The sequence below is a fragment of the Bradyrhizobium shewense genome (genome assembly GCF_900094605.1).
Classification (GTDB): domain Bacteria; phylum Pseudomonadota; class Alphaproteobacteria; order Rhizobiales; family Xanthobacteraceae; genus Bradyrhizobium; species Bradyrhizobium shewense.
Genome location: NZ_FMAI01000048.1, coordinates 1 through 15,918, shown reverse-complemented (window position 1 = coordinate 15,918; position 15,918 = coordinate 1). Strand labels below are relative to the sequence as shown.

13 protein-coding genes are annotated in these 15,918 nt (G+C 65.2%); 4 read left to right on the top strand and 9 right to left on the bottom strand.

Annotation, left to right across the window (positions count from 1 at the left end; genetic code table 11):
- Positions 1 to 158: 158 nt before the first annotated feature.
- The 5 genes from GA0061098_RS40755 to GA0061098_RS40735 all read right to left on the bottom strand — a co-directional run bounded on the left by GA0061098_RS40755 (position 159) and on the right by GA0061098_RS40735 (position 5,500).
- On the bottom strand, positions 159 to 1,895 hold the full coding sequence (locus GA0061098_RS40755) for a methyl-accepting chemotaxis protein (protein ID WP_091967314.1): 1,737 nt from the start codon (positions 1,893 to 1,895) through the stop codon (positions 159 to 161).
- 179 nt (positions 1,896 to 2,074) lie between these two features.
- Positions 2,075 to 2,341, bottom strand: a complete 267-nt coding sequence (locus GA0061098_RS40750; protein ID WP_028141644.1) for a DUF6894 family protein — start codon at positions 2,339 to 2,341, stop codon at positions 2,075 to 2,077.
- A 164-nt stretch (positions 2,342 to 2,505) separates the two neighbouring features.
- Positions 2,506 to 3,105 carry a hypothetical protein gene (locus tag GA0061098_RS40745; protein WP_091967312.1) on the bottom strand — a complete coding sequence of 200 codons (600 nt, stop codon included), beginning with the start codon at positions 3,103 to 3,105 and terminating at the stop codon, positions 2,506 to 2,508.
- 113 nt (positions 3,106 to 3,218) lie between these two features.
- Positions 3,219 to 4,205, bottom strand: coding sequence for an acrylyl-CoA reductase (NADPH) (gene acuI, locus GA0061098_RS40740; RefSeq protein WP_091967310.1), 987 nt, complete (start codon positions 4,203 to 4,205; stop codon positions 3,219 to 3,221).
- 41 nt (positions 4,206 to 4,246) lie between these two features.
- A complete protein-coding gene (locus GA0061098_RS40735) occupies positions 4,247 to 5,500 on the bottom strand; it encodes an MFS transporter (RefSeq protein WP_091967308.1) in 1,254 nt (417 codons plus the stop codon).
- 340 nt (positions 5,501 to 5,840) lie between these two features.
- Here GA0061098_RS40735 and nadA point away from each other — a divergent pair, with 340 nt between their 5' ends.
- The 3 genes from nadA to nadC all read left to right on the top strand — a co-directional run bounded on the left by nadA (position 5,841) and on the right by nadC (position 9,613).
- The gene (gene nadA, locus GA0061098_RS40730) at positions 5,841 to 6,947 is read left to right on the top strand and encodes a quinolinate synthase NadA (protein ID WP_091967306.1); all 1,107 of its coding nucleotides are present in this window, start codon (positions 5,841 to 5,843) and stop codon (positions 6,945 to 6,947) included.
- A gap of 178 nt (positions 6,948 to 7,125) precedes the next feature.
- On the top strand, positions 7,126 to 8,724 hold the full coding sequence (locus tag GA0061098_RS40725; protein ID WP_091967302.1) for an L-aspartate oxidase: 1,599 nt from the start codon (positions 7,126 to 7,128) through the stop codon (positions 8,722 to 8,724).
- Between the two features lie 10 nt (positions 8,725 to 8,734).
- Complete coding sequence (gene nadC / locus GA0061098_RS40720; protein WP_091967300.1) at positions 8,735 to 9,613, top strand: carboxylating nicotinate-nucleotide diphosphorylase; 879 nt, start codon at positions 8,735 to 8,737, stop codon at positions 9,611 to 9,613.
- Between the two features lie 112 nt (positions 9,614 to 9,725).
- Here nadC and GA0061098_RS40715 read toward each other — a convergent pair whose 3' ends face one another.
- The 3 genes from GA0061098_RS40715 to GA0061098_RS40705 all read right to left on the bottom strand — a co-directional run bounded on the left by GA0061098_RS40715 (position 9,726) and on the right by GA0061098_RS40705 (position 14,821).
- Complete coding sequence (locus GA0061098_RS40715; protein ID WP_165637933.1) at positions 9,726 to 11,174, bottom strand: cell wall hydrolase; 1,449 nt, start codon at positions 11,172 to 11,174, stop codon at positions 9,726 to 9,728.
- Positions 11,175 to 11,629: 455 nt separating this feature from the next.
- Complete coding sequence (ppdK, locus tag GA0061098_RS40710) at positions 11,630 to 14,569, bottom strand: pyruvate, phosphate dikinase (protein WP_165637932.1); 2,940 nt, start codon at positions 14,567 to 14,569, stop codon at positions 11,630 to 11,632.
- Positions 14,570 to 14,665: 96 nt separating this feature from the next.
- Positions 14,666 to 14,821: a DUF3096 domain-containing protein gene (locus tag GA0061098_RS40705; RefSeq protein ID WP_008562090.1), complete on the bottom strand. Its 156-nt coding sequence runs from the start codon at positions 14,819 to 14,821 to the stop codon at positions 14,666 to 14,668.
- Between the two features lie 231 nt (positions 14,822 to 15,052).
- Here GA0061098_RS40705 and GA0061098_RS40700 point away from each other — a divergent pair, with 231 nt between their 5' ends.
- The gene (locus GA0061098_RS40700) at positions 15,053 to 15,406 is read left to right on the top strand and encodes a DUF1236 domain-containing protein (RefSeq protein WP_091967335.1); all 354 of its coding nucleotides are present in this window, start codon (positions 15,053 to 15,055) and stop codon (positions 15,404 to 15,406) included.
- 197 nt (positions 15,407 to 15,603) lie between these two features.
- Here the strand turns inward: GA0061098_RS40700 and GA0061098_RS40695 are convergent.
- A partial coding sequence (locus GA0061098_RS40695) for a transposase (RefSeq protein ID WP_129590873.1) occupies positions 15,604 to 15,918 on the bottom strand: 315 nt, incomplete at its 5' end.

The following is a 15,918-nucleotide window of genomic DNA, read 5'->3' as shown; positions in this document are numbered from 1 at the left end:
GACTCAGCATCCGGGAAATTGCGGCAATCATGACTGCGCCGCTTTTCCGGAAGGTTAACCCTGCGCGCGACGGTCGCGGCGTCGCAATACGTGCGCGAGCAGCCGCCACGCATTCACGCGTGATGGTTGCAAGCAGGACCTGCCGAAAGACGCCAGCGTCAGGCGGCGCGCACGGTTCCGAGAAACTTGCCGACCTCGAGCTTGAGGCGGTTGCTGTCGCCGGACAGCGATTGCGCCGCCGCCAGCACCTGCGTGGACGCCGAGCCGGTTTCGCTCGCGCCGTGCTGCACGTCGGTGATGTTGGACGACACCTGATGAGTGCCCTCCGCCGCCTGCTGCACGTTGCGGGAAATCTCCTGCGTCGCCGCGCCCTGCTCTTCGACGGCAGCCGCGATGGTCGAGGAGATCTCCGACAGCTTCTCGATGGTGTCGCTGATGTCCCTGATGGCGCCGACTGAATACTCGGTCGCAGTCTGGATGCTGGCGATCTGCTGGCCGATCTCGCCGGTCGCCTTCGCAGTCTGCTCGGCGAGCGCCTTGACCTCGGAGGCGACAACGGCAAAGCCGCGGCCCGCCTCGCCGGCGCGCGCGGCTTCGATGGTCGCATTGAGCGCCAGGAGATTGGTCTGGCCGGCGATGGTGTTGATCAACTCGACCACGTCGCCGATCCGCGCCGCCGCCTTCGACAATTCGCCGACGCGGTCGGTCGTGGTGCGGGCCTGGCTGACCGCTTCGCTTGCGACGCGCGCGGATTCCTGCACCTGGCGGCTGATTTCGGTGATCGACGACGACAGCTCCTCGGTCGCCGACGCCACCGACTGCACGTTGGTGGACGCCTCTTCGGAGGCGGCAGCAACCATGGTGGTGAGCTCCTGTCCGCGCGCCGCAGTCGACGTGAGCGTCGACGCGGACGCTTCCAGTTCAGTCGCGGCCGATGACACGGTATCGACGATCTCGCCGATCGCCGCCTCGAAGCCATCGGCCAGCTTGGACATCTCGGCCTTGCGTTGCGCGGCTGCAGCCTGATCCTGCCTGATCTTGGCCTCGGCCTCCTCGCGCGCCTTCTGTTCGGACACGATCTTGAACTTCTCGACAGCCGACGCGACGCCACCGACCTCGTCTCTGCGGCCGAGACCGGGCAGCACCACGGAAAAGTCGCCGCCGGCGAGCTTGTCCATGGCCACCGTGAGCGCGCGGATCGGCCGTGCGATGGTCAGGAACGACATCAGCCAGGAGCCGAGGAGGACGAGCGCCGTGAAAGCGCCGATGATCATTGCGATGTGCTCGCTGGACGCCATCTCCCGCGCGGAGGCCGCAATCTCCTCTTCGCTTCTGTGCCTGGCGACGTCGGCAATCTGATTGGCAGCCTGGTCCATCTCGCCTGCGATCGGCAACGTGACCTCGCGGGCGAGACGCGTCCCCTCATCGACGAGCTTGGCGAGGCGAGCAGCGGCATCCTCGCCCGTGAGAGCCAGGGCGGCACCGCGCACGGATGCGAGCTGCTGAGCTCCCTTGAGATAGTTCGCCGTGAGCACCTTGAGCTTCTCTATCCTCGCGCGGTTTTCCGGCACGCGCGAGAGCGTGAGCATTGCGTCGGCAACCTTCACCAAATGACCGGCGCGTTCGACCAGCGCGTCGCGCGCCCTCTGCAGTTCATCTGAATTATTGGCGAGGCGGATGTCGCGTGCGGCGAGTTGCATGGTGCGCGCCGCGAGCTTGGATTCGACGGCCTCGCGCGCCAGCTCCTGCTGCTCGGACGCCGTCTGGCTGGACCGGCGCACGTTGCCGTTTCCGATCACCTGACCCGCGATCATCGCGAGGACCAAGAGGATGCCGAGCGCCGATGAGATCGCCAGCTTGGTCCCAATCCGCAAATTCTGAACAAGGCTCAACATGGGCATGCTTCCCCCTAGGGAATGCGCGGCCGGGTCATTGCCAGCCGCCCTCGGCGTTGATCGCCCTTGTCCAAAAAGTATGCGTTCGCCATTCCAATTTGGTTAACGCAGCCTCCGGGCAACTACTGGATCGGTAGGAAAATCCCTTGAATTTCAGCACGGTATGCGCGCTTAACAGGTTAATCACACGCAGTGATAGGAGCCCCGCTCTGCTGCGTTACGCTCTCGCCGACGAGGCTGATGCGAAAGACCGGCTTCTTATCCTCGTCGAGCAGCTCCATGCACCACTCGGCGTTCGGCTTCAGGCCGCGCGCGATGCCGCCGAGCAGATTGGCGCAGACCTCGGTCATCTCGGTCCAGGCGGCTGTGCGATCCTCGAACTCGTACGGCTGGTCGGCGGCGCCGGAATAGCGACCGGTGCTGATGCGGAAAAAGTACAGCGACATCGTTGAACCCTTTTATCGGGCCGCGCCCCCCGGCCGTCCGCAAACTGGGGCGCGAACAGCTACCAACGCATGAAAGCCGCCGTCCGTATGACTACGGCGCGGCGGCTTGGCGTTCGATGGACATTTTCAACGACAAAGTGCGCGGACCGTCCCGCGCAGCCCTCTCACTGGGTGGAACGGCGCAGCTCCAGCGGACCCTCGTTCCTGGCGGGCTCCGACTTGATCTCCGACTTCACCGGCTCGAGCCGGCTGCTCTCGACACGCGGCGTCTCGACGCGCGCGGCGACTTCGGTGTTGGTCGCGCCGACGGAACCGGTGTGCTCTGTCCTGTGCAGCGAGCGCGGACGCGCCGCAGCGCGCGCCATCAGCATCTGGTTGCCACCCTGGTGATGGAAGTCGCAATAGGCGAAGCCCATCCCCGACACCGAGCCGCGGAAGCTGCGATCGTCGGTCTTTTCCAGGTTGAAACACGGCTCGAACGGAATGCCCTTGATCGAGGCGCAGACGTTCTGGCCACGGATTTGGAGCGTATTGCCCGGCAGGCGGAGATGCTTGACCGGGCCCGCGCCGGAGAACTGCACCGCGCCGGCCGCGCCGAGATCGTCTAGGATGCGGCCCGCGCCGCGGGTGCCGTCGAAACAGGTGAAGGCAAACACCTTGCCCGCCACGAAGCGACGCGCCTCGTCGGCGTTCATGCCTCCGGCAAGGGCCGGCGCAAACGTTGCTGCCGCCGTGACAGCCCCCAACACAATACGCGCAAGCATGCTCAACTCCGAACTAACCCCCGCAGCGGGCGATGCCTTATCTCTTTACCCGCTGCTTACCATACTAACCATGGCGACATTGAAGCAGCTTGGTTGGTAAAGTCTGAACGCCGTTAGACAATTTTTACCACGATGCGACCGCGGACCTGGCCCGCCAGGATTTTCGCGCCCCACTCCGGCACCTCATCAAGAGGGATTTCGTGAGTGATTTCAGTTAGTTTGGTCCGATCCAGATCTGACGCCAGGCGCTGCCACGCGGCTTTCCGCGGCTCGATCGGGCACATCACGGAATCGATGCCGAGAAGGCACACCCCGCGCAAAATGAAAGGTGCGACAGACGACGGCAGGTCCAGGCCGGCGGCCAAGCCGCAGGCCGCGATCGCCCCGCCGTATTTCGTCATCGACAGCAGATTCGCCAGTGTGGTCGAGCCGACGCTGTCGACGCCACCCGCCCAGCGCTCCTTTGCGATCGGCTTGGCCGGCGCCGACAATTCGTTGCGGTCGATGATTTCGGCTGCTCCCAGGTGCTTCAGATAGTCAGCCTCCGAGGCGCGGCCGGTCGAAGCGATGACGTGGTAGCCGAGCTTCGAGAGCACGGCGATCGCGACCGAGCCGACGCCGCCGGCGGCGCCCGTCACCACCACAGGGCCGCTCTTCGGCGAGAGACCGTGCTTCTCCAGTGCCAGCACCGATAGCATCGCAGTGAAGCCGGCGGTGCCGATCGCCATGGCATCGCGTGCCGACAGGCCTTGCGGCAAGGCCACCAGCCAGTCGCCCTTCACCCGCGCCATCTCGGCATAGGCGCCGAGATGGGTCTCGCCCATGCCCCAGCCGGTGCAGACGACCTTGTCGCCGGCCTTCCATTGCGGATGCGAGGATTGCTCGACCGTGCCGGCGAAGTCGATGCCGGCGATCATCGGGAAGCGGCGCACCACCGGCGCCTTGCCGGTGAGCGCGAGGCCGTCCTTGTAGTTCAGCGTCGACCATTCCACGCGGACGGTGACGTCGCCGTCCATCAGCTCGGCTTCATCGAACTGCGTCAGCGCGGCGGTGGTGCCCTTGTCCGCCTTGTCGATCCGGATCGCCTTAAATGTGGCCACGACTGAACTCCCTGACTTGTTTGTCGGGGATGTTTAGCCGATCACACAGGCTGCGCAACCGCCCGAACGACAGGTTTCTCCACGATCGGAAGATTGATCAGCGCGGAAAGCACGCCGAACAGGATCGAGAGCCACCAGATCGGCGTATAGGAACCGAAGCGCTCGAAGACGATGCCCCCTAACCAGACGCCGAGGAAGCCGCCGACCTGATGGCTGACGAAGGCAAAGCCATACAGCGTCGCAAGCCAGCGCGTGCCGAACATCAGCGCCACCAGCGCCGAGGTCGGCGGCACCGTGGACAGCCAGGTCAGGCCGGAGACCGCACCGAACGCGATCGCCGAGAACGGTGTGATCGGGAACGAGATGAAGGCGAGGGTCGCGAGCGCACGCGTGAAGTAGATGGCCGAGAGGATGTAGCGCTTGGGCAGCGAGTTCTGGAGATAGCCGACGCTGAGCGAGCCGATGATGTTGAACAGGCCGATCGCCGCGATCACCCAGCCTCCGGTTTGCGTCGAGATGCCGCGATCGACCAGGAAGGCCGGCAGATGCACGGTGATGAAGGCGAGCTGGAATCCGCAGGTGAAGAAGCCGAGCACCAGCAGCACATAGGAGCGGTGACCGAAGGCTTCGGCGAGTGCCCTGGTGATGGTCTGCTCATCCGCCGGCGTCGCATTGGCCGTCGCTGCGGCCGGCGGCGTCGAGAGCGCCAGTGACAGCGGGATGATCAGCAACATCAGGAAGCCGAACACGGAGAGTGCCTGCTGCCAGCCGAAACTGTCGATCAACGCGACGCCGATCGGTGCGAACAGGAACTGGCCGAACGAACCCGCCGCCGTGCCGGCGCCGAGCGCGAGGCCGCGCTTCTCGGCGGGCAGCAGCTTGGTGAATGCCGACAGCACCAGATTGAACGAGCAGCCGGCGAGTCCGAAGCCGACCATGACGCCGGCACCGATGTTGAGCGACAGCGGCGTCGAGGAATAGCGCATCAGCAAGAGGCCGCCGGCATAGAGCAGCGCGCCGACGCACATCACCCGGAACAGGCCGAAGCGATCGGCGACCGCGCCGGCGATGGGCTGGCCCAGTCCCCACAGCAAATTCTGAAAGGCGATGGCGAGGCCAAACACGTCGCGGCCCCAGGAGAATTCATGGCTCATCGGCTGCACGAAGAAACCGAGCGCCGAGCGCGGGCCAAAGCCGAGCATGCCGATCGCGCAGCCGCACAAAATGATGACGGCGGGGGTACGCCAGTTGGAGGAACGTGAGGCCGGAGCGAGTTCGCCCACTGATGTCGACATGGTATTCCCCGTCTGTCATTGGCGGATTCGCAAAGAGGCGGCCGCGAACGCGTCATTTAATGCATTTGCATTAAAATCCCAAATCAAAAACGGTTGCATTCCACGAGGGGCTGCCGCGGGAGCATTGCGTTCCAATCTGGCCTCGCCCGACGCGTCGGACGACGATCTGACGAGATTGTGTGCGGCAGGACCTAGCCGTCTTCGGCAGAGCGTGCTATTTTTGATTTACTCATGTTGAGCATATATGAGATTCGATGAAACCCGCTCCGGCCCCTGCCGGATTTACTCAGGCCCTACATATACTCATATTGAGTATAAATGACATGCGAGGGAGGTTTTGATGCCGATCACTGAAATCTACGGTCCAGACGATTTTGCCAACCGGCCGCAGGGCCATCTCGCCTCCTCTCCCCGCTCCGCACCGGCGCCCACAGCGCGCGCGCTGCCGACGCCCTCGCTGGAATGGACGGCGGAGGTCGAACGCGCCACCGCCCCGCTCTATGAGCGCGTGAAGCACGTCATCCCCCCGATCGAGTGGCCGCTGATGGCGCCGACGATCAAGGCGATCAACGAGCTGAAGCGCGCGCGGGGCGCGGTGATCCTCGCGCACAACTACCAGGCGCCGGAGATCTTCCACTGCGTCGCCGACATCGGTGGCGACTCGCTGCAGCTCGCGGTGGAAGCCACCAAGGTGGAGGCCAATGTCATCGTCCAGTGCGGCGTGCACTTCATGGCGGAGACCTCAAAACTGCTCAACCCGGACAAGACGGTGCTGATCCCGGACTCGCGCGCCGGCTGCTCGCTAGCCGCCAGCATCACCGGCGCCGACGTTCGGCTGCTCCGCGAAAAATTTCCGGGCGTGCCTGTCGTCGCCTACGTCAACACCTCGGCGGAGGTGAAGGCCGAGGTCGATATCTGCTGCACGTCCTCGAACGCGGTGCAGGTGGTCGAGAGCCTGAACGCGCCAACCGTGATCTTCCTGCCCGATCGCTATCTCGCCACTTACGTGGCCTCGAAGACCGACGTGAAGATCATCGCCTGGAAGGGCGCCTGCGAGGTGCACGAGCGCTTCAAGGGCGAAGAGCTGCGCGCCTTTCGCGAAGCCGATCCGTCCGTCCAGATCATCGCGCATCCGGAATGTCCGCCGGACGTGCTGGCGGAAGCCGACTTCACCGGCTCGACCGCGCACATGATCAACTGGGTGCGCGAAAAGCGGCCGCGGCGGCTGGTGATGATCACGGAATGCTCGATGGCCGACAATGTGCGCGCCGAGCTGCCTGACGTGGAGATGCTGCGCCCCTGCAATCTCTGCCCGCACATGAAGCGCATCACGCTCGCGAACATTTTGGACAGCCTGCTGACGCTCCGCGAGGAGGTGACGATCGATCCCGCGCTTGCGGATCGCGCAAGGCGCTCGGTCGAGCGGATGATCAATCTGAAGAACTAACAACGCATGCAGCGTCACACCCAGCTGTCGTCCCGGACAAGCGAAGCGCAGATCCGGGACCCATAACCACGGGCAGTGGTTTGGCGAAGACCCGGAGTGACCATCTCGCGACAACTGCGCCCTGGGGTTATGGGTCCCCGCGTTCGCGGGGACGACAGCGGAGTGAATGGAGAGAACGATGACCACCACCATCCACAACCTCACCCGCACCGACGACATCGTCATCGTCGGCGGCGGCCTTGCCGGACTGTTCTGCGCGCTGAAGCTCGCGCCGCGGCCGGTGACCTTGATCTCTGCCGCGCCGCTCGGACAGGGCGCATCATCCGCATGGGCGCAAGGCGGCATCGCCGCGGCGGTCGCCGAGGGCGACACGCCCGAAGCCCACGCCGCCGACACCATCGCGGTCGGCGGCGGCCTCGTCGACGAGGCGGTCGCACTTGGGATCGCGCGCGAGGCCGCGCCGCGCATCCACAATCTCTTGAGCTATGGCGTCCCCTTCGATCGCGATCTCGAAGGCAGGCTCGCCGTGGGGCGCGAAGCGGCACATTCGGCCCGGCGCATCGTGCATGTGCGAGGCGATGGTGCCGGTGCCGCGATCATCGCGGCCTTGAGCGAAGCGGTACGTCGCACGCCCTCGATCCGCGTCATCGAAGGGCTCGTCGCCGAAGTCCTCTTGACCGAGAACGGTACCGTCGCCGGTCTACAATTGCGCGAAGCCGGCAATCCCGCGGCACGGCCGTTCCTGCTCGCTGCGCGCGCGGTGGTGCTTGCCACCGGCGGCATTGGACATCTCTATGCCGTCACCACCAATCCGCTCGAGGCCAGCGGCTCCGGCCTCGCCATCGCCGCGCGTGCCGGTGCCGTGATCGCCGATCCGGAATTCGTGCAGTTCCATCCAACTGCCATCATGGTCGGCCGCGATCCGGCACCGCTCGCGACCGAAGCACTGCGTGGCGAAGGCGCGACGCTGATCAACGGCAATGGCGAGCGTTTCATGATTGCGCGTCATCCGCTCGCGGAGCTTGCGCCGCGCGACATCGTGGCGCGCGGCGTATTCGCCGAGATTGCGGCCGGGCGCGGCGCCTTCCTCGATGCGCGGCAGGCGCTGGGCGCCCGCTTCGCCGACAAATTTCCGACCGTGCATGCGAGCTGCATCGCCGCCGGCATCGATCCGGCCACGCAAGTCATCCCCATTGCGCCCGCCGCGCATTACCACATGGGCGGCATCGCGGTGGACGGACGCGGCCGCAGCTCGATCGATGGGCTCTGGGCCGGTGGCGAAGTGTCGTCGACCGGCGCGCACGGCGCCAACCGGCTCGCCTCGAATTCGTTGCTCGAAGCCGTGGTCTGCGCCGCGCGCATTGCCGACGACATCGCCGGCTGCTCGATCCCCGCGCCTGCCCGCCTCCCCGACGCATTGGTGACACCGCGCGGCGGCACGGCGGATGCTCTGGCCGGGAAGCGGCTGCGCGCAATGATGAGCGCGCATGTCGGCGTGATCCGCGAGGGCGACGGCCTCACCGAGGCCGTGCACCACTTCGCTGCGCTCGAACGCGAGGCGACGAGCATCGCGCTCCGCAACATGGCGATTTCGGCCCTGCTCGTTGCCGCCTCGGCGTGGAGCCGGCGCGAGAGTCGCGGCGCGCATTTCCGCTCCGACCATCCCGCTGACGTCCCAGCGCTGGCGCAGCGAACGATGACGACGCTCACGGCGGCGCGCGAGATCGCGGAAAGCCTGAACTTCCTGCCGCGCGTTGCGCAACCCATGATCGCTTGATGGAGTCCCCATGATCACCCCGACCTCACTGCTCAACCCCGACGCCTTTCTCTCGCCGCTTGCGATCGACGAAGCGGTGCAGCGCGCACTCGACGAGGACCTCGGCCGCGCCGGCGATATCACCTCGCTGGCGACAATCCCGGAAGCGACCAGGGCGCAAGCCATTCTGGTCGCGCGCCAGTCCGGCGTGATCGCCGGATTGCCGCTGGCACTCGCGACATTGCAAAAACTCTCCTCCGACATCGACGTGCGCGCGCATGTCCGTGACGCCGCACGCGTTGTCCGCGGACAGCAGGTGCTGACGATCTCGGGCCCTGCGCGCGCCATTCTCACCGCGGAGCGGACCGCGCTGAATTTCGTCGGCCGCCTGTCGGGCGTCGCGACGCTCACGGCCGACTATGTCGCCCGCACCGAAGGCACGAAAATGCGCATCTGCTGCACGCGCAAGACCACGCCCGGACTGAGGGCACTGGAGAAATACGCCGTGCGCTGCGGCGGCGGCTTCAATCACCGCTTCGGCCTCGACGATGCGATCCTGATCAAGGACAACCACATCGCGGTCGCCGGCGGCATCGGTGCGGTGCTGGAACGCGCCCGCGCCCATGCCGGCCATCTCGTCAAGATCGAGATAGAGGTTGATACGCTGGGGCAATTGCGCGAGGTGCTCGATACCGGACTTGCCGACGCCGTGCTGCTCGACAACATGGACCTTGCGACATTGCGCGAGGCCGTCAGGGTCAACGAGGGTCGTCTCAAGCTGGAGGCATCAGGCGGCGTCACGCTGGACTCGATCGCGGCCATCGCGGCGACCGGCGTTGACTACGCTTCGGCGGGCGCGCTGACGCATTCGGCGCCGAACTTCGATTGCGCGCTGGATATCGAGGCTTGATGTGGCGCGAGATCGTCATGCCCGGGCTTGTCCCGGGCATCCACGTTCTTCGTTCGGCATAGTTAGACGTGGATGGCCGCGGGACAAGCCCGGCCATGACGCAGTGGACTAACTACCGCCGCTCAGTATTACCCATCTCGGCGGAGCTCTTTGCTTCCTGCGCCAGCTCGGCCGACAGCGCGGCGGTCTGGGCCGGGGTGCCCCAACTCGGTTCCTCGCTGCCGTCGCCCCAGGCGCGCGGGCGGTAGAAGGTATGGACGCCGGTTTTGTACATCTTCTTCATCTCGGCGACCCAGGACGGGCGCACCCAGTAGGCATGATAGTGCGTGGACTTGCCAACCTCGGGCAGCCAGATCTGGCCGTCGAGCATCGCCTTCGCGATCTTCTTGGCGCGCTCCCACATCTCGGGCTCGCGGATCACATCGGCATTGTTGTCGCAGGCGAAGGTGAACTGGCAGGCGAGATGACGGTGCTTGTTCTGATAGACCGCTCCGCACACGGTGTCGGGATATTTGCCGGAGAACACGCGGTTCATCACGACTTGCGCGACGGCCATCTGGCCGCGCACGGCTTCGCCGCGCGACTCGAAATAGACGGCTTCCGCAAGGCACTTCTCGGATTTCGCGCGCGACTTGTCGTCGAGCGCGAGACGCTCCGCCGGCGATCTGGCGCGCTGGTTGTCGGCGTTGACCTCGCCCTTCGGCGCGACGCTCTCGCCGCTCTCGATATCCTTGGCGATGTCCACTGTGGGCGGCGACAGCGAGGCCGTCACCTTCATGTCGGGATCGGGCATCACGATGAGCGGCTCGGCGCCGGGCTGCCAGCTCTCGATGCTTTCGAGATTGCCGCCGAGCGAGGAGCTGCCGAAGAACAGGTTGGAGGTCTTGACGCTGAAGGGATCCCGCACCGGCGTCGTCGGCGCAGTGGTCCGCTTAAGCGCCTCGAGCGGCTGCACCGCGAACGCGCGCGCGGCGTCGCTGGCCCGCGGGGCATTGGTGTATTGCGGCAGCGGTGGCGCGCGGAGCGCTTCCTGGAGTTCGGGATCGAGCGCGGCTGCGGATTCCGGCGACATCGCCTGCGGCAGCGCGGCGGTCTTGGCGCCGAACACCGAGCTGTTCGACGTCGTGGGATCTTGCTGCGCCGGTGCCGCAGCGGGCGCTTCGGGAGTCTCGGTCGGTGTCACGGTGGCGAGGCGATCACCCTTCATGGAGCGATCGACCTTGGGAAAGTCGGAAGCCTGGTAGCGCGGCGCAGCCTGCAGCGCCGGATTGCGGCTGATCGCGCCGGTGACGTCGCGGCCATCGAGGCTTGCCAGGCGAACCATCGCGCTCTGCGGAACCGAGGTGCCGATGGGGCGGGAAAAACTGTAGGTGGCGAGCTGGATCGAGGACGCCGCGGAGAACACCTGCTTCTGCCAACGCTCGGCGACGCCGGGTTGGCGCGCCAGCAGAGAAGCAATATCCTGATAGCCGGTCTCTCTCGGCATCAATGCGAAGATGCAGAGACCGATGCCGAAGGACGCGAACCGCGCGCCCTTCGGATGGTTACGCAACACAGACATCGATACGCTCACGCTACGCTTACGCCAGAAAAATCGAAACGCAGTACATCCGTGCAATTCGATCTTTATCGTAAGTATCCAATTTAGGTTGCCGGGGCGTTAATCGGCGTTGCGCGTGCGGCACACTCAAGCGATTGCAGGTGTTTTCACGGGGTGATCGCGCACGGTGGTAAATGCGTCGTCACGTGAAGCGGTAAACAACCGGTCAACGCGAATGGTGAAGGAACTCTTGCTGGCGCGTATCATTACGGGACGCGCGCGTGGTTCCTAGTTGTCCGAGCTTCCACCTCGTCATTGCGAGGAGCTCTTGCGACGAAGCAATCCAGGCTGCCGCCGTGGAGAGATTCTGGGTTGCTTCACTGCGCTCGCCATGACGGGTTGGCGAGAGCATCGCGAAAACGAAAAAGAGGCGGGGTTTTGGCCCCGCCTCTTTCATCCCAGCATTCTAGTTCTGCTTACGCCTGGCTGGCGATCGCCTTGCCGAGTGCGGCTTGCGCCGCTGCGAGACGGGCGATCGGCACGCGATAGGGCGAGCAGGAGACGTAGTCGAGGCCGATGTTGTGGCAGAAGGCGACGGAAGCGGGATCGCCGCCGTGCTCGCCGCAGATGCCGACCTTGAGCTTAGCCCGCGTCTTGCGGCCGCGCGCGACGCCGATCTTGACGAGCTCGCCGACGCCTTCCTGGTCCAGCGCGACGAAGGGATCGACCGACAGGATGCCCTTCGCCACGTAGGGACCGAGGAAGCTCGCCGCGTCGTCGCGGCTGATGCCGTAGGTGGTCTGCGTGAGGTCGTTGGTGCCGAACGAGAAGAACTCGGCCGATTCTGCGATCTCGGCCGCGAGCAGACAGGCGCGCGGCAGCTCGATCATGGTGCCGACCTGATAGGTCAGCTTGGTGTTGGTGTCGCGCATCACCGCCTGCGCGGTCGCATCGATCCGCGCCTTGACGAGGTCGAGCTCCATCTTGGTCGCGATCAGCGGCACCATCACCTCGAGGCCGACGGCCTTGCCGGTGCGCTTCTCGGCTTCGACCGCCGCCTCGAAGATCGCACGCGCCTGCATCTCGGCGATCTCCGGATAGGCGATCGCGATGCGGCAGCCGCGGAAGCCGAGCATCGGATTGAACTCCGAGAGCTCGCGCGCGCGGTCAGCCAGGCGCCGCGGGTCGGTATTCATGGCGCGTGCCACTTCCTCGACCTCGGCGTGGGTGTGCGGCAGGAACTCGTGCAGCGGCGGATCGAGCAGTCGAACCGTGACGGGCAGGCCCTTCATGATCTCGAACAGCTCGACGAAGTCGGCGCGCTGCATCGGCAGCAGTTTTGCGAGCGCCGCGCGGCGGGACTGCTCGTCCTCGGAGAGGATCATCTCGCGCACCGTGCGGATGCGGGTCTCTTCGAAGAACATGTGCTCGGTGCGGCACAGGCCGATGCCTTCGGCGCCGAACTTGATCGCGGTGCGCGCGTCGTCGGGCGTGTCGCCGTTGACGCGGACGCCGATCTTGCGGACCTGGTCAGCCCAGGCCATCAGCGTGCCGAACTCACCGGACAGCTCCGGCTCGATCATCGGCATGCGGCCAGCGAGCACCTGGCCGAGCGAGCCGTCGATGGTGATGACGTCGCCGGTCTTGAAGGTGCGCGAACCGATGCTCATGGTGCCGCGGCCGTAATCGACACGGATGGTGCCGCAGCCGGAGACGCAGGGCTTGCCCATGCCGCGCGCGACCACCGCCGCGTGCGAGGTCATGCCGCCGCGCGTGGTCAAAATGCCTTCGGCGGCGTGCATGCCGTGGATGTCTTCCGGGCTGGTCTCGATGCGGACCAGAATGACCTTGCGCCCGTCGGCCTGAAGCTTGGCGGCCTCGTCCGAGGAGAACACGATCTCGCCGGAGGCAGCACCCGGGGATGCCGGCAGGCCGGTCGCAATCACGTCGCGCTTGGCGTTGGGATCGATGGTCGGATGCAGCAGCTGATCGAGCGAAGCCGGATCAATCCGCGTCACCGCTTCCTTCTTCGAGATCAGGCCTTCATTGGCGAGCTCGACCGCGATGCGCAGCGCCGCTTTCGCGGTGCGCTTGCCGCCGCGGGTCTGCAGCATCCACAGTTTGCCGCGCTCGACGGTGAACTCCATGTCCTGCATGTCGCGGTAGTGCTTCTCGAGCTGCGTGTAGATCCGCGTCAGCTCCTTGAAGGCCTCCGGCATCGCCGCTTCCATCGACGCCTTGTCGGAACCCGATTCCTGGCGCGCTTCCTCGGTGATGTCCTGCGGCGTGCGGATGCCCGCCACCACGTCCTCGCCTTGCGCGTTGATCAGGAACTCGCCGTAGAGCTTGCTCTCGCCGGTCGAGGGGTTGCGGGTGAAGGCAACGCCGGTCGCCGAGGTCTCGCCCATGTTGCCGAACACCATGGCCTGCACGTTGACCGCGGTGCCCCAGGATTCCGGAATGTCGTGCAGCTTGCGATAAGTCACCGCGCGCGCGTTCATCCAGGATGAGAACACCGCGCCGATCGCGCCCCAGAGCTGATCGTGCGGGTCCTGCGGGAAGTCCTTGCCGGTTTCGCGCGCGACGGCGTCCTTGTACTTGCCGACCAGCTCGACCCAATCCTCGGCGGAGAGGTCGGTATCGAGGGTATAGCCCTGGCCGTCCTTGAAGGTGTCGAGGATTTCCTCGAAGTGATGATGCTCGAAACCGAGCACCACGTCCGAATACATGGTGATGAAGCGGCGATAGCTGTCATAGGCGAAGCGGCGGTCACCCGACAATTCCGACAACGCTTCCACGGTCTGGTCGTTGAGGCCTAGGTTGAGCACGGTGTCCATCATGCCCGGCATCGAGGCGCGCGCGCCGGAGCGCACGGAGACGAGCAGCGGGTTCTTGGCATCGCCGAAGATCTTGCCGGTCAACTTGCCGACATAGTCGAGCGCCTTCTCAACCTGCGACTGCAATTCCTTCGGATAGGATTTGTCGTGCGCGTAGAAATAGGTGCAGACCGAGGTCGGGAGGGTGAAGCCCGGAGGCACCGGCAGGCCGAGATTGGCCATCTCGGCAAGGTTCGCGCCCTTGCCGCCGAGCAGGTCGCGCATCTCCGTGCGGCCCTCGGCCTTGCCGTCACCGAACGTGTAGACCCATTTGCCGGCCTTGCCCGCGGCTGGCGCGGCCTTGGCTGATGCAGCCTTCTTCGGTGCAGGCTTCGCGGCGACCTTCGGCAGAGCCGCCTTGGTCACAGCCTTCGCAGCCGGCTTGGCAGCAGCCTTTGCGGCAGTTTTGGCGGCAGCTTTGGCGACCGGCTTGGGCGCGCTCTTGGTAAGCGCCTTGCGGGCCGCCGGCGCGGCTTTCGCCTTGGCGGAAGACTTTGATTTCGCTGGAGTTTTATTGGGCTTCGAGGCGGCTTTGGCCATAGCTTGCACACAACCTGCGAGAGGAATGGGAATTCGCGGGCCTTACACCATTTTGGGCGGGCCCGCGCAAGTCGGACAGTTCCGGAAAATGAACGCCTAGAAGCGGAGCCATTTCAGGAGCCCGAGCCCGATCGCACCGTTCACAATGAGGAAGATCGCGACGATCAGGTTGAGGAGTCGCGGCATGATCAGGATGAGCACGCCCGCAATCAACGACAGGATCGGCGAAATGTGGGCGACGGTGATGTGCATGAACTATCTTTCTGTGGAGGTGGGGCGAATCGCGGGCGGATCATAGCCCTCCCGGTTCCGCGAGTAGAGACGCGCAAGACGCGATGCGAGTTCCGGCACCCACGAAAACTGCCTGAAATTGCCGCGAATGCGGCAGGCCTTTTCCCGGAACATTGCGAAGGGTGCATGCATTGGCCAACCGGTCGCGCCATTGACGCGTCCGAAAATAAAATCACGTCGAAGGAGTTGTCCATGCGGAACAGGATTCTCGCTCTTGCAGCGCTCGCGGCCGCGATCGGCTCGCCCCTTGCGGCGCAGGCGCAAAGCGGTGTCACCGTCGGACGCGCGCCCGCCGTGGTCGACAGCGCGCCGACCATTGCGGCCGATCAGCGGCCGGCCTTCCGCGACTATGTCGTCGAGCAACGTGTGCCAGCCTTCCGCATTCCGGATCGCATCGTGGTCGGCGCCACCCTACCCGAAAGCGGCGTCACTTATTATGACGTGCCGCAACGCTTCGGCGCCACCACCTATCGCTACACCGTCGTGAACGGCGAAACCGTGCTGGTCGAGCCGCGCTCGCGCCGCATCGTCGAGGTGCTGGACTGACATCGACTGGCTGACATCGACTAGATGTCCGGCGCGTCACATCAGGCTGGCGCGAGCAGTGTTAAATCGGACATCAGGCCCCGCCCGGTCCTTCCCCCCGCCGGGCGGGGCTCTTTTTGGGCAGGCGTTCGTGCTGGCGCGCTCGTGTCCCGGACAAGGCGCAACGCGCAAGCGTTGCGACGCAGAGCCGGCAACTGTTATTGGGGGCCGGCCTTCAGGTACGGTTTCCTGTCGCGCATCATAGCGTTAAGGACCGTTAGCAGCTTCCTGGCAACGGCAATGAGGGCGAGCTTGGCCGGTTTGCCGACCTGTCGCAATCTTTCATAAAAGGCCTTGAACGGATCGGCCCGTCGAACCGCGTTGAGAGCAGCCATGTAGAGAGCGTCGCGAACGCGCTTTCGACCGCCGGCGATCTTGCGTTTGCCACGGAAGGCGCCGCTGTCGACGTTGAAGGGGGCAAGGCCGGCGAGCGCCGCGATCTGCTTGGCTCCGACGTGTCCGAGTTCCGGCAT